A 20,071-nucleotide genomic window follows, 5' to 3' on the forward strand; every position below is an offset into this window, starting at 1 on the left:
TATCGGACGGTGAGCTGAGTGCGTCCCTGCCAGCCTTTACGCTGACGGTGACCAACACCAACGATGCGCCTACTATCACCGGAGTCCCCGCGGTGACAGTAGCTCAGGGGGCCGCCTATAGCTTCGTCCCCACAGCAACGGATGAGGACGCCTCGACAACACTGACCTTCAGCATTGCCAACAAACCGGCCTGGGCAACCTTTAATACGGCGACAGGTGCGTTAACCGGTACTCCGGGCAATGCGGATGTAGGAACTACTGCAGGTATCGTTATTTCAGTATCGGACGGTGAGCTGAGTGCGTCCCTGCCAGCCTTTACGCTGACGGTGACCAATACCAACGATGCGCCAGAGGTAGCGAGCAGCTCTGCAATTACAGCTGAAGATACTCCACTGAGTCTGACGCTGACTGCACAGGATCCGGATCAGGACGAGCTGACTTATGAAATTGTGGCTCAGCCTGAACATGGTACTGTCACCTTGCAAGGCGCTTTACTGGTCTATACACCAGAAAAAGACTTCAACGGTTCTGACAGCCTTGGTTATATCGCCAAAGATGCAGAGTTAAGTTCAGACGCAGCCACTATCAGCATTGAAGTTACAGCAGTGAATGATAACCCTATGGCAACCGATGACAGCTTCAGCCTGCAACGTACCAGCAACAATCAGTATCAACTGGCGGTGCTTGGCAACGACTCTGATGTGGACGGAGATACTCTGACCATAGATGGTGCATCTACTTCAGTCGGCACAGTGACCTTTGATGCTGAAGGTTTAACTCTGACTGTGCCTGATTTGTATGTGGGTCCTGTCAGCCTGCGTTACACAGTGACGGATGGCAAAGGCGGACGTGATACCGCGGATGTAAATCTGATTATTGAAGGCGGTGATGCGTCGAATCTGCCAGTAATTACTGTGCCTGCAGATGTAGAAGTGAACGCCACAGCCCTCTTTACCCGGGTGCAGTTAGGCACAGCGACAGCAGTGGACCGCAATGGCCGCCGCCTGCGGGTGTCCTTGATTAACGGCAGCCTGTTCTTTGCACCGGGTGAGCATATTGTCTACTGGCAAGCGACAGATGCCGACGGCAATACCGCCACCAAAGCACAAAAAGTCAGTGTGCATCCGTTGGTGTCGCTGAGCAAAGACCAGATAGCCACCGAAGGCAATGAAGTCGAAGTTCAGGTGATCCTCAATGGTCCTTCACCGGTTTACCCTGTGCTGGTGCCTTACAGCGTCAGCGGCAGTGCCGGACCGAACGACCATACCCTGGTGTCAGGCGTGGCTGAAATCAGCTCAGGGTTAAGCACCAGTATCCGCTTTAATCTGCTGGATGATGGTGTGGCTGACTCCCCTGAAGACATCCTGATCACACTGGACAGCAGTGTGAACCGTGGCAGTAAACGCAGCAGCAGAATAGTGGTGACTGAAGCCAATATTGCCCCTGTGGTTTCTTTGGTTGTCACGCAAAATGGCCTGAACCGCCTGACCATCAGCGAAGGCGACGGGATGGTGACTGTGACGGCCACTGTGACCGATGCCAATCCACAGGATCAGCTCACAGGCTCATGGGACTTTGGTCGTCTGGAGAATGTAACGTCCGATCAGACGCAGTTAAGTTTTGATCCGGACGAACAAGGGCCAGGCTTGTATCAGGTCAGTTACACGGTGACAGATAACGGCACACCGAATTTATCCGCCACGTCCAGAGTCTTTATTGTGATCAGGCCAAACCTGCCCACTCTGGGCTCAGGCGATTCGGATGGTGACTTAATACCTGACGATCAGGAAGGTTTTGCCGATTCGGACGGTGATGGTATTCCGGATTACCTGGATGCGATCAGTGAATGTAACGTGATGCCAACCGAGTTGCTGGGCCAGACTGACTTTGTGGCTGAAGGTGACCCTGGTGTCTGTTTACGCTTGGGTACTGTGGCTGCAGAAACAGATGCCGGTGGTCTGCAAATTGCGAAAGACGCCATTGAGATCGACAACGTGGCGGTGAATATTGGCGGTATTTTTGACTTTATTGCGTATGGTTTACCAGAGCAGGGACAAAGCTACAGCCTGGTGATACCACAACGTTTACCAGTGCCGGCCAACGCGGTGTACCGTAAATTTAATGATGTGACAGGTTGGGTTGATTTTGTCAGCAATGCCAATAACTCCGTATCCAGTGCGGCGGGCGAACGTGGCTTCTGTCCTCCGCCGGGTGATGCCGTCTGGACGCCGGGTTTAACTGAAGGCCACTGGTGTGTGCAGGTCCGGGTGCAGGATGGTGGCCCTAACGATGCCGATGGCATCGCCAATGGCGCTATTGTCGACCCGGGTGGTGTGGCTGTTGAGCTCAACGGTAACACTTTGCCTGTAGCCGCAGCGGATGAAGTTGTGGTCAGAATGAACAGCAGCGTTGATGTCGATGTATTGACGAATGATATGGATGCTGATGGGGACAGGTTAACTGTGAATCAAGCGATAAGCAGCTTTGGTACAGTGAGCATTCTGGCTAACCAACAACTGAGTTATACGCCAAACCCAGACTTTGTTGGTGTTGACACCGTGATTTACAATATTACCGACGGTAAAGGCGGCACGGCGAGCAGCGAATTAGTGGTGACTGTGTTTAGCAACAATGCGCCAGTCGCTGTCAACGACAATGCATCTACGGATGACAGAAGTCCAATACTGATAGCGGTACTGACCAATGACACCGATGCGGATGCGGATGTACTGACGGTCAATACAGCGACAGCGTTGGAAGGTACGGTCAGTATTGAGGCCGACCAGCGTCTGCGTTACACACCCAAAGTGGGGTTTCATGGCGTGGACACTATTACCTACACTGTGACAGACAGTTTTGGTGATTCAGCAACAGGCACAGTGAGTGTGCAGGTTAATGCGTTCCGGGATGTGACTGTCGAAAACAAATCTGGTGGAGGCAGTATGTCGGCATGGTGGTTGGGTTTGTTAGTGATGGTGGCGGCACTGCGCCGTCAGCGTCTGGCGGTGTTGTTAAGTGCTCTGGCGTTATTGAGCTTTAAATCGCAGGCAGCGGACTGGTATCTGCAGGCCAATCTGGGGCAGGGAGAAACCGAACATTCTGCCGGGGAGATGCAAAAACAATTGCCCGCAGGCAGTGCTATTTCAGGCTATGACAATAAAGACCAGTTGATGGCGGCCAGCCTGGGTTATCAGTGGACCTCCCTGCTGGCCTTTGAGCTTGGTTATCTGGATCTGGGTGAGGGGACCGTCGGTCTGACATCCACAGTGCTGGACCCGGCGGCTTACCATCAGCTGGTCAAAGCGGTCAGCCCGGTGCTGGCGGATGGCTGGACTTTGGGGGTGAAAGTGACCCTCTGGCAAACGGAACAGTTCAGTGTGGAACTGCCGGTTGGATTGTTTGGCTGGCAGGCCGATATTGAAAGTCAGCGTGGAACCGACCGGCTGGTATCAGAGTTAGATGGCACTGACCCTTATGCGGCAGCGCAGGTCAGTTATCAGTTATCCGGGCAATGGGCAGTGCAACTGGGGTATCAGTATATTGATATGGAACCCAATAAAGTGGATGCCTGGTACCTGGGTGGTCGTTACCGATTCTGAACCGTCGATACATGTCGAAAAAAGCCAGCCTGATGCTGGCTTTTCTCATTCTGAATGCTCAGATGAATTCTGGTATGCTGCTGAAAACACACTTATTAAAAAAGGAGAACTGCTGTGGCAGGCCAAGGTTCTGGCGGCAATGTATTAGCCGCGTTATGTACGTTGTTTATTCCCGGGTTGGGCCAACTGCTGCAAGGTCGGTTGCTGGCAGCCATTTTGTTTTTTGTGATTGTCGGCTCTGGGTATGCGTTGTGGTTTTTAGTGGTGCCGCCCATTATCGGCGCATTGGTTCACCTGTTTGCTATTCTGGATGCCGCCCGTTTTAAAGGCTGACACAAAACAATCAGGGCACCGTTGTTGGTGCCCTGATTGTTTTCAAGGTCATTCAGTAACGCTACGCTGGATCAGCGCATCGTCACAAACTCTTCAGCCGAAGTCGGGTGTATCGCCACGCAGTTGTCAAAGTCGGCTTTGGTCGCGCCCATTTTGATCGCTACCCCAAAACCCTGCAGCATTTCATCCGCCGCAAAACCTATCACATGCAAACCTACTACTTTTTCTTCTGGCCCGGCGCAGACCAGTTTCATCCGGGTGGGCTGGCGGTGTGATGTCAAAGCTGTGTACATGGCGGCAAATTCGCTGCGGTACACTTTGATCGCTGAGTCGCCGTACTGGGCTTTGGCTTCGTCTTCGGTCAGGCCTATGGTACCGATAGGTGGGTGGGAGAACACCACGGTTGGCACTGTGTTGTAATCGAGTTTGCTGTCGGCTTTGCCATTAAACAGCCGCTCAGCCAAACGCCGCCCGGCCGCTACAGCAACCGGGGTTAAGGCCAGACGGCCGGTGTTGTCGCCCACCGCATAAATACCTGGCACATTGGTGTTCTGGTAGTCGTCGGTTGGAATAAAGCCCTGAGCATCGGTCTGCACACCTGCGTTTTCCAGCTGCAGCTGATCGGTGGCTGGCACCCGGCCTATGGCCCAAATCAGGCAATCCACTTCGAGTGAGCGACCGCCATTGAGCTGAACGCTCAGGCTGCCGTCGGCATTTTTCTCAACGGCAATCACTTCGGTGTGCGGGTGCAGGCTTGGGCCATCTTTGGCCATCAGTTCAACTAAAGTGTCGGACAGCATCTGGTCGAAGCTGCGCAGCGGCTTGTCACGGCGTACCAGTAAATGGGTTTGGCTGCCAAGGGCATGCATCACACCGGCAATTTCCACCGCTATATAACCGGCCCCCACAACTGCCACCCGTTTCGGTTGCTGCGCCAGCGCAAAAAAGCCATCACTGTCGATGCCAAATTCGGCGCCTGGCAGGTTCGGCACCAGCGGCCGGCCGCCAGTGGCGATACTGATATGCGGCGCGCTGTAGCGTTTGCCGTCAACTTCCACGGTGTTTTTGTCAACAAAGCGGGCAAAGCCGCGAATGATAGTGACATTGTTTTTCGCCAAAACCCGGTCGTAGGAGCCATGAATACGGGAAATATAGGCCTGGCGGCTTTCTACCAGTTTGGCCCAGTCCAGCTCCGGCATGCTCAGGTCCATGCCGTAATCCGGTGCGTATTTAATGGCGTCGGCAACCTGACCGGCGTACCACATGGCTTTTTTCGGCACACAACCGACATTGACACAGGTGCCACCCAGGTATTTGGCTTCAATAATGGCGCATTTAGCGCCGTGGCTGGCGGCTCTGTTGGCGCTGGCAATACCACCGCTGCCGCCGCCAATGGCGATATAGTCAAAGTGTTCGGTCATCTGCTTTAGATCCTTGGCATCAGTTTGAGCTGTTATAAGGCCAGCAGTGCCGGAACTCAAGGGCAATGACCCTCAGTCCTTGTTGCAGGGCTCCAGTTCGGCACTGGCCGTGAGCCGGGATCCAGGCCAGCGCAGGCAGACACAAGTGCCTTGTGCCGAACTTTGAATACAGACTTCGCCACCATGCCATTCCGCCACTTTACGCACTATATGCAGGCCCAAACCAAATCCTGAACTATTGTCACCGCGCCTGAATAACCGCATCAGCACATCTGGGTGCTCGGCCATACCAGGGCCATCGTCACAGACCTGGAAGCAGTAATGCTGATCTTGCTTAGTAAAACTAATCTGGATGCGGCTTTTGGCATAACGCAGTGCATTGGCTAATAAATTTTGACCGGCCAGCAGTAAGGCTGGGGAATGAAAACAGGCATCGCCAACCGCAGGTTCAAAGTCCAGCTCTATGTGATGTTGGTAGATATCGAACCTGGACTCGAGCTCGTTCAATACCGTTGCCATCGGCTGTTCGAGCAGCGCCTGTCTGTTATGGTCATATTCCAGTTGGGAAAAATCGAGGTAGTTACTGACCAGGGCATCAATTTCAGCTATGTCGTCTAGCATGCGCTGTTGGTATTTCTGGTCTAATTGGGTTGACGCCAGCCCTAAAGTAAATTTCATCCTGGCCAGCGGCGTGCGGGTTTCATGAGCTATGGTGCGCGACATATCCTGATTCAGCTGAATCATCTGGCTGATTTGATTCGCCATTTGTTCCAGGCTTTGCGCCAGTGGGTAGAGGCTGGAGCCAGGTTGGATATTGCTTTGGATTGGATCTGGTTTCACCGCAAAAAGCCGGGTAACTTTGGTCAAATGACGGATATCACGGAACACCGGCCATAACAAGCCGAGAAATAATACAGCCAAAGCTCCGTTCACCCACAGTGTCAGGTTGTCATCCAAATTCTCTGATACAGGCAATGGGCCTAATTGATCCAACATGCCTGCTTGCTGGCTCTGACGGTAATAGAGGTAATCCCCTTCTGAAATAGCCACTGCAATCACTTTACCTTGCTGCAGTTCTTTGCGCAGTTCCGTCGGAAAATGCAAAGTGGCAGCAGGCACTTGCTGAATAAGCCGCCCTTGTTGTTGCTGCAAGTCAAATAAGGGGGACGCGTCCAGTTGGTAATTCCATGGGTCCAGCTGGATCCATTGGTAGCTGCTGCCAATGGCCCAAAGTAAGGCGGTGCAGGACAGTACAAGCATCAGGTAGAAGCGGATAAACTGGCTTTTCATAGCAGTGAGACCTGAAAGGGCTGGTAGCGCATCAGGTGAGTTGCTGCTGCGGCAGGTAATTAAACAGGTAGCCCTGCCCACGCACGGTAATGATCGACAAGCCTTGCACCTGCAGTTGTTCCAAATGCTTGCGTAAGCGGCTGATACGGATATCAATAGCGCGGCACAGGCCGTCGTATTCGCGGCCAACTAAGTGCTGGAACAGCAGTTCTCTGCTGACAATCAGGCCTGGGCGGGTCATAAAAAAACATAAAATATCAAATTCCAGGCTGGTCAGCTGCAAGGGTTTTCCGGCTAGTCTGGCCTGATTCAGGCCAAGATCCATGACCAGATCGTGCAGGGTAATTTGCCTGCTTGGTTGCTGCAGTCTTTGATTCGCTCTCAGACAACTGCGTATCTTAGCAAGCAACAAACTCGGGTCTATCGGCTTGCATAAATAGTCTGCCGCGCCGGCTTCCAGCCCTTCAATTTGATCCTGTGCACTGCTGAGGGCGGTCAGAAATACTACTGGGCAGGTCCAGCGTTTTTGCAGTAAAGGCAACAACTCAAAGCCATTGCCGTCCGGCAACATAATGTCACATAAGATCAGGTCGAAATTGCCAGTAATGCGTAAGGCGGAATCTGCATCCGGGGCATGGCTGAGCATCACTCCCTGCTCACTCAGGTATTCAGCTATGCCCAAGGCTAATCCGGCGTCGTCTTCGATCAACAGAATTTGGCTGTGCTGGTGCATTACAACATATTCCACAGGTAGCCACGTTTATGGCGTTTTAACGCGCCCTGAAATTGCACTAACTGCAATTGGGTTTTGGCCAGCGGTTGGCCCTGGCGGCTGGTGACTTGCACTGCCAGATTGGTTTTGGTGTGGATCTGCAGGTTAATTTCGGTTTGTGCCGGAGGCTGATGTTGCCTGCAGTCCGGGCGATTGTCATGGTCAAGAACACAGACTTCTTGGGGTTCGCCGCCAGTGATCAGCAGTTTAACTTCGGTATTGCATTCCGGCTCCCTTTCGGTCACAACACAGATATGCGGTACCAGCTGAAGTTGCAGCTGTGTCTGAGCCCTTACCGCCAGAGGGAAGAGTAATGTGGGCACAGTGAACATCAGAATACCAGGACGAACCATCATCAAAAACTGTATCTCACCCCGATGAATCGCCCATAGTAGTAACCCCGTTTTACCAGAGGGCTGCGCAGTAATTCGTCGTCCAGTACGTTCTTTTGCCAGTACGCCAACATGGCCCACTCTGGCGTCAATTGGTAGCTGAGAGTCATACCATAAAAGTAGTGCCAGCTGTCCTGTAGCCGGAACCCGCTCGGAGTCTGATTCAGCTCGTAAGGGCGAAGGTTGTAGTAATAGTTGTTGAGCTTTTGATCTTTATGAGTGAGCCCGGCTCGCCATTGCCACGACCAGGCACCGATTTGGTAGCTTTTGCGGAGAGTCAGATGCCGCTCCTGGCCATGATGGATACCACTGATGTCTTTTAGCAGGCTAAGACGCAGGTCGGCATAGTCAGACAGCCAATTCAGACTGACGCCCCCCATGTAGGATAAATGCCGCCCTATATCCAGATAACTATGGGCTGGTAGTTGCTCCGTACCTGGTAACGTCCCCAGAGAACCTCCGGATGGTTCTTGCGCTTCGACGGGCAGGTCGCCAGTAAAACTGGTGCGTTGAAAGCCAATGGCATCCCACCAGCCGAATTCGTTCACCCCATCCAGTTCGAAAAACATGCCATCTTCATTCAGCGAACCTACCAGGTCGATATACCAGTTCTCCCGTTCCAGCAGGCTGTAACCGACATAACTATTTTCGAAGAAGAACCGCTCGCCGTAATAGCTGACTGCAGGCAGCAGAGAGCCTTTCAGATCGGCCCTGTTGGCCAAAGGCGTTGTCAGAGCGCCTCGTCCGGCCGATAACGAAAATTGCCACTGGTGATTGTCCACACTTTGGGTCTCGCCCCTGGCCATCGAAAAGCTGCAAAGTGACAGAATGAAAAATTGAATCAAAAACTTCATCAGATTCGTCCGAAATAATACGCAGCCAGCTTAGCAAGACTTTACTGCGAAATCTCGACTTTTAGCTGCATGATACAAAGTGATACATGAAATGTTTCGCAGCCCTGACTTAACGAATGATTAGATAAATTGGCGCCGAAAAAACAACCGGTGCTCAGGATAATAATTCAAAAGTCGGAGAATCCAGTGAAACTAAAAACCATTGCTTATGCTGTGGCCGGTGCACTTAGTGGTATCGTCGTGGCTCATGCTGCCACGGGGCAAACACCGTCGCAGCCTGGCCATCAGGCTTCAGCCAATGCATTACAACCAGTTAAGGTCAGCGCAGAACAACTGAAAAAGCGGCAACATAGCCGCGCTGCAAGAAACAGTTTACAAACAGACGACGGCCTGAACGTCCAGTTGCAGCCGAAAAAGGTCAAGTTTGTCCGGGAAAATGACATCCTGGGTGAGCAGGTCTATATCATCCGTCTGCGACATAGCCCGGTCAGCCAGTACCAGGGGGGGATCAACGGTCTGAAAGCAACTCAGCTTAGCAAAGCAGAGCCTGAGCAACGTCTGTTTGAAAAAGGCGAGCCAGCGTCCGCCTCAGTCAGGGAGTATCAGCAGTTTTTATTGGCGGAGCAACAAACCGCATTAACCCAAATCAGTCAGGTGGTTGGCACGAAGGCCATTCGTCAGCATTTTGTAAATGCACTGAATGGATTCAGTCTGACCCTGACTCAGGATGAAGCCGAGAAAATTGCTGCTTTGCCCGAAGTGGTCAGCGTACAGCGCTCTAAGTTGTACCAGTTGCATACCGACATAGGCCCAAAGCGGATCAGTGCGGATAAAGTCTGGACCGGTCAGACCAGCCAGAATACGGCGTTTAAAGGGGAAGGCACTATTGTCGGTATCATCGACACTGGCGTGAATACCGATCACCCGGCTTTTGCCGATATTGGTCAGGATGGCTATGACCATGTGAATCCTTTGGGGCAGGGTAATTACCTTGGCGACTGTGCTCTGGATGAATTTACCAGCCGTTGTAATGACAAGCTGATTGGCGTTCGCAGTTACAAAGTGATCACTGATACCTATGATGGACTTTATCCAGCTGTGGGGGAAGATGTGTCCGGTCATGGTTCCCATACGGCGTCGACTGCGGCAGGAAACGTGCTGAAAAATGTCGATTACGTGGTGCCGGAAATCAGTGCGGCCAGTGACGGACGCGTCATCAAAGAGGCTTTATTCCCAGAGATGTCCGGTGTGGCACCTCATGCCAATATCATTTCATATCAAGTCTGTTACCCACTGGAAGGATGTCCGGGCGAAGCGTTGATCGCAGCCATTGAAGATGCAGTCAGCGACGGTGTTGACGCTATTAACTTCTCTATTGGCAACGTGATGAATACCACGTCGCCCTGGGAGGACTCGATCGAACTGGCGTTTTTAGGGGCGCATCAGGCGGGCATCGCTGTCGCTGCATCGGCAGGGAATGCCGGGACTGACGGTTACCAGGAATTAGGTACCTACATTGACCACGTTTCCCCTTGGTTACTGAATGTGGCAGCGTCAAGCACGGGCCGCACTATCGAAGTGGACACTCAGCTGCAGGACTTTAATGGCGGCAGCAGCACACCGGTTGACGCTATCAGTGGTGGGGGTATTAACCAGTCTGCGTTAACAGGCATCGTGGTCAAAGCTGCTGATTTTGGTAATGAACAGTGTACTGAGCCTTTTGCACCAGGAACCTTTGATCACCTGACCAACAGTGAAGGCGCACCCTACCTGGATGCCAGCAATAACCCGGCCAACATTATTGTGGCCTGCCAGCGCGGAACCAACGGTCGGGTTGAGAAATCATCCAATGTGGCTGCAGGTGGAGCTGAAGGTTTTATTTTGTATAACGCGTCTGACTATGGTGACGAAGGCACAGTGGTGAAGACGGATGTCTATGCAGTGCCGGGTATCCATATTTCCAGCGCCCAGTGGTGGAACAGTCTCAACAACTGGTTGGGTAGTGACAGCCTGAATGGACATCAGTTGACCATTTCTGCAACCAGCATTGGGCGGGTCATTGATGACGCGGAAGCAGACAAACTGGCGGATTTCTCTTCCCGTGGGCCTGGTATCGCAAACCCTGAGCACCTGGTGCCTTCAGTAACTGCGCCAGGGGTGGATATCTATGCCGCAACCAACGATGAGAGTCCCTTCGCGGAAAGGCTGGGGGAAACGCCAGTGACGGCAGATTACGGTGTGTACAGTGGTACCTCGATGGCAGCCCCTCATGTGGCTGGTGCATTGGCACTCTTGAGCCAGGCTCATCCGGACTGGACAGTGGCACAGAAGCAATCGGCGTTGCAACTGACCGCCGAACCTGTGGTCACTTACGCTATTCAAAAAGGTCAGCCGTGGGAGAAGAACCCTAAAGCCGAGGTGTACCGGGCTGGTACCGGCCGGATCAATGTGGCCAGTGCGATTGATGCCGGTCTGCTCATGGACGAAAGTTACGACAATATGCTGGCGGCTAACCCAGCCAATGGCGGTCTGGTGCACAAACTGAACTTGCCGGAAATGGTGAACTTCAGCTGTAAACCGAGCTGCAGCTGGGTACGAACATTTACTGCAACCAAAGACGGCAGCTGGAGTTTATCAACGGACGAAGTGACAAACTGGTCACCTTATGATGAGCAGCGCTACGTGCAACAAGGTGTCAAGCTGGAAATAGTACCAGCGAAATTCAGCCTGAAAGCCGGCGAGACTCAAACCATTATGCTCCGGGCCTCCGTCACTAACACGCAGGACGTTGCAGGCAATTCTGAAGCTGAACTGCACTCACATTTGCTGTTTAAAGAAGACAATGGCAAAGCGCCAGATATGCGGCTCCCTGTAGTGTTCCAATATGACAACGGGGGGTTACCTGAGCGCGTGAGTCTGACGGCACATCGCAACCAGAGCAGTTACAGTCTGAAAAACATCCCTGTACCTGTGATGACGCAGGGGGTGACCCGAACTTATGCGCCGGTAAAGGCGGAGCGTTACAGCATCACCTTACCAAAAGATGATGACTTCACCTTCCCCTGGCCATTGGCTGAAGGAGATATAGACGACAACAAACTGGATGAAGCGACCCACAGTTTCTGGATTGACGTTCCGGCAAACAGCAAACGACTGGTCGTTGAAAACCTGCGCCGTACTGCATCCAGTAACGAAGATTCGTACAACTTCGGTAATGTCATTGTGTACTTAGGGAAAGACTTCAACAACAACGGCAAAATGGACCAGGATACAGAAATGCTTTGTGTATCCTGGCATGTGGCTTACAACAACTACTGTAATGTGAACGACCCTGAGCCCGGTAAGTACTTTGCTGTGTTGTATAACGCCAATGACTACATGACGCCAGGTACTGACAGTTTCGAATACACCTATGCTGTTGTGTCCAATCAGGAAGCGACGGACATCAACGTGTCGGTGCCGGCGCAGAGTGATGGTAAAACCCCTGTGACTGCACAAATCAATTGGTCCATGCCTGATATGGAAAATGGCGATTTGTACTACACAGGCTTCGATATCGGCACTTCGGCCGTCAATGCGGGCAACGTCGGATTTGTGCCATTTAAACTGAACCGTGGTGTGGATGATGTCAGCCTGAGCGCAGACAAAACAACCGTCAGAGTAGGTCAGCCTGTGACATTGACGCTGAATGCACTGCCGAACTTAACTGGTTCGGACCGGGACTTTACCTTAACAGCCACCATCCCAGCTGGCCTGGAGCTGACACCAGACAATGTGTCCGTCAGTGATGACAGCATTGTGACTGCAATGATCCTGGAGAACGGAGTGCTGACACTGAAAGGCACACAACCGGACACCGAAAAACTGAAACCCGCCTATCAGATCAGCAGCAGTGACGAAGATGAGATGTGTCGGGTGCCTGACTTTGGTCAGGGCAACGACCGCTATGTCAACCTGAGTAGTTTTGGTTTTGGCCCAAGCTTCGGAGATGCACCTGGTGATCTGCGTAATGGCACCATGATCCCGTACAACCTGCTGTTTAACGATGGCGGCGCCTTCACTTTGTACAACAACCAACAGGCCCCTTCTGCGGCAATGTTTGTACGAGGTAACGGTAACGTAACATTTGATGGCGCGCCGTATTTCTTTCCTATGCATTACCCCTTCCCGTATGACGGTTTCCCGGATCAGGCCATTGGTACCTTATGGCGTGGTTGGGGAGGCAATCCATTCACTATGGATGCATCTGCCACACCTTTCGCCTGGGACTCTGGTATTACGCTGGCAAGCACGCAAAGCGGCTGGGCCATTGTTGAATGGGATGGCATGCGCACTATGCCGTACCTGGGTATGGACGACAACTGGGAAGCTGTTTACGGCGAAAAAGAGGACAGGTTCGAGTTTGAGTTGATTTTCAATAATCAAACCCGCTTCGGTAAAGGCGAATACGAAATGATCATGGCCTACAACCAGCTGGAATTTGCCGGTGATAACCGGGGTTCTGTTGGGGTTCAGGGTTATATCGGTGCCAGAACTGCTTTCGGGCCGCTGGAAGGTTATCTGGGTTCTGAATACGCGTTTGATGACTTAGACAGCAAGTTAAGTGTTGGCAAAGTACTGTGTTACAACTATGTAGGTCCAGAATCGTCACAATTTGAAGTGACGCTGAATGCTACTGTGGCACACTCAGCCATAGGCAAAGACTTAACCCTGCACGCTGTTAGTCAGGTTGAAGGTATGGAAGATATTCAGATGAGCCATAGTCTGACAGTACCGGGTAACCTGACTCTGGGAGTGATCCGCAATGCGACAGTGGTGGAAGATGGTGAATTAACCGGTATCCAGGTGCTGTACGCCGATGAAAACAATGGTGCGAACAGCATCACGGTCAGTGGTGAACACGTGACTGCCACTGTGGATGGTCATCAATCGGGTGCGACCTTTAGTCTGAAACCGGATGCTGATTTCACAGGCACAACTACAGTGACTGTAACGGTCGCTGATTTGGAACAACCAGACGACAAAACCAGTACCAGTTTTGAACTGACCGTGACTCCGATCAATGATGCCCCCGTGGCCAAAGTGGCCAGCAGCAATGTGACAGGCACCGCTGGCAACAGTATTACGCTGGATGCGTCAGGCAGTATGGATCCGGATGGTGATACGCTGAGCTATAGCTGGAAACAAACCGCAGGCAGTGTTCTGACAACCACGGCCGCTGGTGCCAAACTGACGCTGAGTTCTGTAGCGGCAGGCAACTACAGCTTTGAAGTCACTGTCTCTGATGGTGAGTTGAGCAGTACGGCAGTTGTGGCCGTGACAGTACAAAATAACCAGGTCACCACCACTGTGACACCGAAGTCGTCTGGCGCTTTTGGCATCTGGAGCTTGTTGCTGGTGCTGGCTATGGCAGGTCGGGGTTTTCGCCGTAAAGCGGCCTAATCCATTCTCCTGGTCGTAAGCTGCAGTGACCCAAGGAAGGGCCTGTAACTTGGCTACCTTCCCTTGCAAACAGAGCGCACCGGCGCTCTGTTTTTTTGCTGAGGCAAGAAAAACGCTGACCTCAGCGGGTTTGGCTTGAGAATCAGCGAATAGCCCCAATACTCCAACTAAACCACTTCAGTGCCTTGATTAGAACGAGATTGCTCATGACCCAGGATTTACCCGTTTTCAGCCAAATTGACCCCAGCCAGATTAAACCGCGCGTTGAACAGCTCATTGCGGCCTGTACAGCCGATATTGATGCTGTAGTACAACAACGTAATCCGACATGGCAAAACCTGATTGTGGCGCAGGAACACAACAGTGACGAATTAAATAAATTCTGGTCGCCGGTGTCGCACCTTAATTCGGTGAAAAACAGCCCGGAGCTGCGGGAAGCTTATGAAAGCTGTCTGCCGCTGTTGTCTGACTTTGGCACCTGGGTGGGCCAGCACGAAGGTTTGTATCAGGCCTATCTGGCGTTATCCAAAAGTGCTGAGTACAGAAGTTTAAGCAAAGCGCAGCAGAAAGTGATTCAAAACGCTTTGCGTGACTTTAAGTTATCCGGCATTGGCCTGGCGGATGAGAAAAAGCAGCGTTATGGCGAAATTCAAAGCCGCTTGTCTGAACTGGGTTCCACTTTTTCCAATAACACCCTGGACGCCACTCAGGCCTGGTTTAAGCATGTGGAAGATGAAACCCTGCTGGCCGGTTTGCCGGAAGATGCCCGGTTGGCGGCTGCTGAAGCGGCGGCGCAGCGTGAACTGAGCGGCTGGGTCTTTACGCTGGAGTTCCCAAGCTATATCGCTGTGCTGACGTACGCCGACAACGCCGACTTACGCGCAGAGCTGTACCAGGCTTACTGCACCCGCGCCTCAGACCAGGGCCCGACCGCAGGTCAGTTTGACAACACGGCCATTATTGAAGAAACCTTGGCGCTGCGTCACGAACTGGCGCAGCTGCTGGACTTTAACAACGCCGCCGAAGAATCCCTGGCCACCAAAATGGCGGAAAGCCCGGCCCAGGTGCTGGAATTCCTGAGCGATTTAGCGCGCCGCGCCAAACCACAGGCGGCGCAGGATTTAGCCGAGTTGCAGGCTTTTGCCAAAACCGAGTTTGGTGTTGACAGGCTGAATGCCTGGGATATCACCTACTATTCCGAGAAATTAAAACAGGCCAAATACGCCATTTCTGACGAAGCGCTGCGGCCTTATTTCCCGGAAACGAAAGTGGTGCCAGGCCTGTTTGCGGTGCTGAACAAATTATTTGGGATTGAAGTAAAAGCCCGTGACGGTGTCGATGTCTGGCACCCGGATGTGAAGTTTTATGACATTTTCGACCAGAGCGGCGAGCTGCGAGGCAGTTTTTACCTGGATTTATATGCCAGGGCGAAAAAACGCGGTGGTGCCTGGATGGATGATTGCCAGGGCCGGCGCTGGCTGGCCGATGGCAGCCTGCAGCGCCCTGTGGCCTACCTGACCTGTAACTTCAATAAACCCGTCGGTGGCAAACCGGCCTTATTTACCCATGATGAAGTAGTCACTTTGTTTCATGAGTTTGGCCATGGTATTCACCATATGCTGACCAAAGTGGACGCCAGCGCTGTGGCCGGTATTCATGGTGTGGCCTGGGATGCGGTGGAGTTACCCAGCCAGTTTCTGGAAAACTGGTGCTGGCAGCCCGAAGCGCTGGCGCTGATTTCCGGCCATTACGAGACCGGCGAACCGCTGCCGCAGGATATGCTGGACAAAATGCTGGCGGCGAAAAACTTCCAGTCAGCGATGTTTTTAGTGCGTCAGCTGGAATTTGCATTGTTTGATTTCCGCCTGCATGCGGAGTACCAGCCAGAGCTGGGGGGCCGGGTGCAAGAGTTACTGGATGAAGTGCGCCAGCAAGTCGCGGTGATAGTGCCCCCCCGTTTTAACCGTTTCCAGCATGGTTTCAGCCATATTTTTGCCGGTGGTTATGCGGCCGGTTATTACAGTTATTTATGGGCAGAAGTGCTGTCGGCTGACGCCTTTGGCCGTTTTGAAGAAGAAGGCATATTCAGTACTCAGGCGGGCGCAGATTTTCTGCACTGCATTTTGGAACAAGGCGGCAGTGCCGAGCCGATGGAGCTGTTTAAAGCCTTCCGGGGTCGTGAACCGTCCAATGCGGCTTTATTGCGGCATATGGGCATAGCTGCCTGACAGCGAGGGTATGATGAACAAAGTGTTGAGTATACTGGCGTTGGTCAGCCTGGGCTTGCAGCAGGCTGTTGCCGCTGAACCCACTCAGCGGATGACACAAGGGGGCACTATGGATCTGAAAACACAAATTCAGCAGCAACGCGCTGAAATTTTCCGTCTGATTGGCGACGCCAAAGCCGAGAGTCCACAGCAGTGCCGGGTGCTGGCCTTGGGACAAAAAGCCTGCGGCGGCCCTGAAACTTATGTGGCGTATTCGGTATTCAGCACAGACGAGGCCACTTTGTTAAAACAGGCCGAACTCTATAAAAGCCTGCAGCAACGCTGGTTTAAAGAATCCGGCATGATGTCAGACTGTGCCATAGTGCCGCCGAAGCAGGTGGAATGGGCCAATGGCTATTGTGTGTTGGGCCCGTCGGCCGATTCAATCTGAGGAGAAATGATGGCTTTTGTTGAACAGTTTGAGCTGATTTACCACAGAGCGGCTGAACGTAAAGGTGGCACCGCTGCACTGGAAGCCTTGCTGAGCAAACCGCGTTCTGCAGCTGAGCTGGCGCAGCTGAGTGATGCGCAGGTGCTGAGCGAATTCAGTAAAAAAATCTTTCAGTCCGGTTTTGTCTGGTCTGTGGTGGAAAAGAAGTGGCCAGAGTTTCAGCAGCTGTTTTTTGGTTTTGAGCCGGCGAAAATTCTGCTGATGAGTGATGAGATGCTGGCCGAAAAAGCCACAGACCCCCGTATTATCCGCAATGCCACCAAAGTCTTTGCGATACGCGACAATGCTTTAATGATCAATGAGGTTGCTCAGCAATACGGTAGTTTTGGTCAGTTTTTAGCGCAGTGGCCCGACACGGACACCATAGGGCTGTGGGCTTACCTGAAGCAACATGGCAACCGGCTCGGCGGCAATGTCGGCGCTTATGGCCTGCGTTTTCTCGGCAAAGATACCTTTATCCTGAGCCAGGATGTGGAAGCTTACCTGCGCAGCTCCGGCCTGGTTGAAGGCGGGCTGACCAGCCAGAAAAACCTCAAAGCCATCCAACAGCAGTTTAATTTGTGGCGTGAGCAATCCGGCCGCAGTCATCAGGAGATCAGTAAAGTGATCTCAATGAGTGTGGGCGATAACCATGTCGGGTTGATCACTTAAATTTGCAAGCCTGGGTTGGAGTTCGCCAACCTCGGTAGCGCCACATCATATTGTTCCTGTTTTATAAATAATTCATATTTTTGTATTTTTATTCATTTCTTAAAGTGAAACGAAATTCAGCTTTTCTGTGGTGCCCAATGGAGTGTGTTGTTTTCTCTTGTTGGAAGCGATTAATCTATCTTATTTCATTGAGTGTTTTTTTTGATAGATATTCATTTTGGTTGTTGAATTTTTGTTGTGTTTTTTAATTTTTTATTTGTTTTCTTCTTGATTGATTTTTTTGATACTAGTCTCTATTTGGTTTTTCATTAAATTTAAAATGGAGTGAGTATGAAGTTTTCTGCGCTGTTTTTTTCTTGTGTTTTCACTTTTTGTATCGGCAAATGAAGATGATTATTTGAGTTTGGGGTACGAGATAGTTAATTGTGAATCATGTGCTGTTGAAGGAGCGTTCAGGGTTGCAGCAAAAAATGCTCCTTTACCAAGTCATATGCATGTTTATGATGTTAGGACGGTAGTGGTGGTTAATTTGAGGTCCTCTTTATTTTATACTTACATAGTGGAGTATGATAGGGAAATTAATAAAACATTGATTGAAAGTGTTCAGAGTCCAATAGAGTTCCAGCAAGTTGTTAACGACTATAATTCATTTAGAAATGAATTGCAGACAACAATAGCTTGGGACTATGTACCTGCTTGGCATGCGCAGGGCGCTGGTTATGATATTTCCTCTTCCAGCGTTTCTCCCGACGCGAAATTTGTGGCAGTTCAAGGCGGAACCCCATTTCCAGTGACTGGTGATATAAGTGGTTCTGTAGAAGATCTAATTAATGATAGTACACAGCAGGCCTTGCTTCATGAAAGAATAAGGGTTGCTGTAGTTGCCCCCAGAATTTTTTTGTATGCAAGAAGAGCGGCGCTAAATTTTTTGTTTAAGATTAAACCTATTTCAATCGTGTTAAATTTTCCTGATGGCTCTAAAGTTGAATACGATGTTATTACACCTTTCTCTAGTGTTCCAGGTGTTTTCGTATGGGACACTGCTGTAGATGATTTGGGTAATCCAGTGGTTAAAGCCTATGAACAGCGAGGTGGGGCATCAAACTCTTATGGTGGTGGATATTATGGGCGCAAACCGGGTTCATCTATATCATACAAGTGCAGTGTAGTGTATACAGGTACGTATCCTTTTGGGATGGTTTCTCAGGGTAGGTTTTGTGAGTATTATACTATCGATGGGGATCGATGATATGAGGAATAATTATAAATGGTTTATTTATGGGGGGGTTGCCGGGTCGGTAATTACAGGCTTGCTTAGCCTGCACCTGGGGTTAAGTTTTGTCAGGGCTTCCCATATGCAAGGTGTTGCCGCCGAGATCAATCTGGCCAATGTCGCTGTGCAGGCAACAGATTTAGCCTCGGCGCAGCAAGCGCAGCTTAGGTTTGCTACCTGCTCTTTAGCGTATTTCGCCAGCCTGGAGTCCAGCCTGTATTACTTCCAATCTGACAAAAACGATCTGGCCAGGCTGCAATCATCTCTGCGATCTGCAGATAAGGCCCAATGTTCCGGCTAAGCTAATATTGTGTTTCGGACGCTAGCCGCCACCAGAGGCGGCTTTTTGTTACATTTTTGTTTTAAATTTGGGTGGGCTCCGTGTTACTTTGACTGTTTTATTGGCGACAACACGGAGCTTCTTATGGCCACCTCAGGGTTAGAAATCAAAGGCTTAACCAAAACCTACGACAACGGCGTCAAAGCGCTGAACAATGTAAACCTGTCGATCAGCAAAGGCATGTTTGGCCTGCTGGGCCCCAACGGTGCCGGCAAATCCTCGCTGATGCGCACTATTGCAACCCTGCAGCAACCCGACACCGGCTCTATCCACTTTAATGGCATCGATGTGCTGAACGACCCGCAGTCGTTGCGTAAAACCCTGGGTTATCTGCCGCAGGATTTTAGTGTGTACCCACGCATCAGTGCTTTTGATTTGCTGGATCATCTGGCGGTGCTCAAAGGTTTTCACCAGAAAAAACCACGCAAAGAACTGGTGGACAGCCTGCTGGCGCACACCAACTTATTCCAGCACAAAGACAAAGCGGTCAGCGGTTTCTCTGGTGGGATGCGTCAGCGTTTTGGTATTGCCCAGGCGCTGCTGGGCGATCCGGATTTACTGATTGTCGATGAACCCACAGCGGGCCTGGACCCGGAAGAACGCAACCGCTTCCACAACCTGCTGGTCAGTCTGGGTGAACAAAAAGTCATTATTTTATCCACCCATATAGTGGATGACGTGGCCGAGTTGTGCCCGGCCATGGCGGTGCTCGCCAGCGGGCAAATACTGCAGCAGGGCAGCCCGGCTCAATTAATTGACCAGATCCAGGGCAAAATCTGGAGCAAAACGGTGTCTGCCGCAGAAGCGGCCGAGCTGGAGCAACAGCTGCCAGTAATAGCCAAACGGCTGTTTGCAGGTCGCACTGTGCTGCATGTGTATGCTGACACCGCGCCTGAGGGGTTTGTGGCCACGCCGGCCGGCCTGGAAGATGTGTATTTCTCTACTCTGGCCAGCCACCGCCAGCAACAAGCGGCTTAAGGGGGCCT

Annotated in this window: 14 protein-coding genes; 9 read left to right on the top strand and 5 right to left on the bottom strand. The window is 51.6% G+C overall.

What is annotated here, in order from left to right:
• Together WKJ04_RS05370 and WKJ04_RS05375 are read left to right on the top strand one after the other, a co-directional pair.
• A partial coding sequence (locus WKJ04_RS05370) for an Ig-like domain-containing protein (protein ID WP_337879467.1) occupies positions 1 to 3,599 on the top strand: 3,599 nt, incomplete at its 5' end.
• A gap of 114 nt (positions 3,600 to 3,713) precedes the next feature.
• The gene (locus tag WKJ04_RS05375) at positions 3,714 to 3,932 is read left to right on the top strand and encodes a hypothetical protein (RefSeq protein ID WP_337879468.1); all 219 of its coding nucleotides are present in this window, start codon (positions 3,714 to 3,716) and stop codon (positions 3,930 to 3,932) included.
• Positions 3,933 to 4,003: 71 nt separating this feature from the next.
• Here the strand turns inward: WKJ04_RS05375 and gorA are convergent, their stop codons facing one another.
• From gorA to WKJ04_RS05400, 5 genes are all read right to left on the bottom strand, one after another.
• Entirely contained in the window at positions 4,004 to 5,353 is a 1,350-nt protein-coding gene (gene gorA / locus WKJ04_RS05380; RefSeq protein ID WP_337879469.1) for a glutathione-disulfide reductase, read from the bottom strand.
• A gap of 72 nt (positions 5,354 to 5,425) precedes the next feature.
• The gene (locus WKJ04_RS05385) at positions 5,426 to 6,643 is read right to left on the bottom strand and encodes an ATP-binding protein (RefSeq protein WP_337879470.1); all 1,218 of its coding nucleotides are present in this window, start codon (positions 6,641 to 6,643) and stop codon (positions 5,426 to 5,428) included.
• A 31-nt stretch (positions 6,644 to 6,674) separates the two neighbouring features.
• A complete protein-coding gene (locus WKJ04_RS05390) occupies positions 6,675 to 7,376 on the bottom strand; it encodes a response regulator transcription factor (protein ID WP_337879471.1) in 702 nt (233 codons plus the stop codon).
• A complete protein-coding gene (locus WKJ04_RS05395) occupies positions 7,376 to 7,771 on the bottom strand; it encodes a DUF3019 domain-containing protein (protein WP_337879472.1) in 396 nt (131 codons plus the stop codon). Before WKJ04_RS05395 ends, WKJ04_RS05390 begins: the two co-directional genes overlap by 1 nt.
• On the bottom strand, positions 7,771 to 8,661 hold the full coding sequence (locus WKJ04_RS05400; protein WP_337879473.1) for a MipA/OmpV family protein: 891 nt from the start codon (positions 8,659 to 8,661) through the stop codon (positions 7,771 to 7,773). Before WKJ04_RS05400 ends, WKJ04_RS05395 begins: the two co-directional genes overlap by 1 nt.
• 186 nt (positions 8,662 to 8,847) lie before the next feature.
• On the opposite strand from WKJ04_RS05400, the gene WKJ04_RS05405 reads away from it, so the two are divergent.
• From WKJ04_RS05405 to WKJ04_RS05435, 7 genes are all read left to right on the top strand, one after another.
• Entirely contained in the window at positions 8,848 to 14,103 is a 5,256-nt protein-coding gene (locus WKJ04_RS05405) for a S8 family serine peptidase (RefSeq protein ID WP_337879474.1), read from the top strand.
• A 206-nt stretch (positions 14,104 to 14,309) separates the two neighbouring features.
• The gene (gene prlC / locus WKJ04_RS05410) at positions 14,310 to 16,331 is read left to right on the top strand and encodes an oligopeptidase A (protein ID WP_337879475.1); all 2,022 of its coding nucleotides are present in this window, start codon (positions 14,310 to 14,312) and stop codon (positions 16,329 to 16,331) included.
• A 13-nt stretch (positions 16,332 to 16,344) separates the two neighbouring features.
• Positions 16,345 to 16,761, top strand: a complete 417-nt coding sequence (locus WKJ04_RS05415) for a hypothetical protein (RefSeq protein WP_337879476.1) — start codon at positions 16,345 to 16,347, stop codon at positions 16,759 to 16,761.
• 9 nt (positions 16,762 to 16,770) lie between these two features.
• Positions 16,771 to 17,472, top strand: coding sequence for a DNA-3-methyladenine glycosylase I (locus WKJ04_RS05420; protein ID WP_337879477.1), 702 nt, complete (start codon positions 16,771 to 16,773; stop codon positions 17,470 to 17,472).
• Positions 17,473 to 17,869: 397 nt separating this feature from the next.
• Positions 17,870 to 18,721, top strand: a complete 852-nt coding sequence (locus tag WKJ04_RS05425; RefSeq protein WP_337879478.1) for a hypothetical protein — start codon at positions 17,870 to 17,872, stop codon at positions 18,719 to 18,721.
• Position 18,722: 1 nt separating this feature from the next.
• Complete coding sequence (locus WKJ04_RS05430) at positions 18,723 to 19,046, top strand: hypothetical protein (protein ID WP_337879479.1); 324 nt, start codon at positions 18,723 to 18,725, stop codon at positions 19,044 to 19,046.
• Positions 19,047 to 19,169: 123 nt separating this feature from the next.
• Positions 19,170 to 20,063 carry an ABC transporter ATP-binding protein gene (locus WKJ04_RS05435; protein WP_337879480.1) on the top strand — a complete coding sequence of 298 codons (894 nt, stop codon included), beginning with the start codon at positions 19,170 to 19,172 and terminating at the stop codon, positions 20,061 to 20,063.
• The last annotated feature ends 8 nt before the right edge of the window (positions 20,064 to 20,071 follow it).

This window comes from Rheinheimera sp., from assembly GCF_037442345.1.
In the GTDB taxonomy this organism is placed as follows: Bacteria; Pseudomonadota; Gammaproteobacteria; order Enterobacterales; family Alteromonadaceae; genus Pararheinheimera.

Excerpts from the sequence above, each read along its gene's own strand:
- WKJ04_RS05400 (WP_337879473.1), bottom strand. The coding sequence starts at position 8,661 with ATGAAGTTTTTGATTCAATTTTTCATTCTGTCACTTTGCAGCTTTTCG.
- WKJ04_RS05430 (WP_337879479.1), top strand. The coding sequence starts at position 18,723 with ATGAGGAATAATTATAAATGGTTTATTTATGGGGGGGTTGCCGGGTCG.
- WKJ04_RS05390 (WP_337879471.1), bottom strand. The coding sequence starts at position 7,376 with ATGCACCAGCACAGCCAAATTCTGTTGATCGAAGACGACGCCGGATTA.
- WKJ04_RS05435 (WP_337879480.1), top strand. The coding sequence starts at position 19,170 with ATGGCCACCTCAGGGTTAGAAATCAAAGGCTTAACCAAAACCTACGAC.
- WKJ04_RS05415 (WP_337879476.1), top strand. The coding sequence starts at position 16,345 with ATGAACAAAGTGTTGAGTATACTGGCGTTGGTCAGCCTGGGCTTGCAG.
- WKJ04_RS05395 (WP_337879472.1), bottom strand. The coding sequence starts at position 7,771 with ATGATGGTTCGTCCTGGTATTCTGATGTTCACTGTGCCCACATTACTC.
- WKJ04_RS05385 (WP_337879470.1), bottom strand. The coding sequence starts at position 6,643 with ATGAAAAGCCAGTTTATCCGCTTCTACCTGATGCTTGTACTGTCCTGC.
- prlC (WP_337879475.1), top strand. The coding sequence starts at position 14,310 with ATGACCCAGGATTTACCCGTTTTCAGCCAAATTGACCCCAGCCAGATT.
- WKJ04_RS05420 (WP_337879477.1), top strand. The coding sequence starts at position 16,771 with ATGGCTTTTGTTGAACAGTTTGAGCTGATTTACCACAGAGCGGCTGAA.
- gorA (WP_337879469.1), bottom strand. The coding sequence starts at position 5,353 with ATGACCGAACACTTTGACTATATCGCCATTGGCGGCGGCAGCGGTGGT.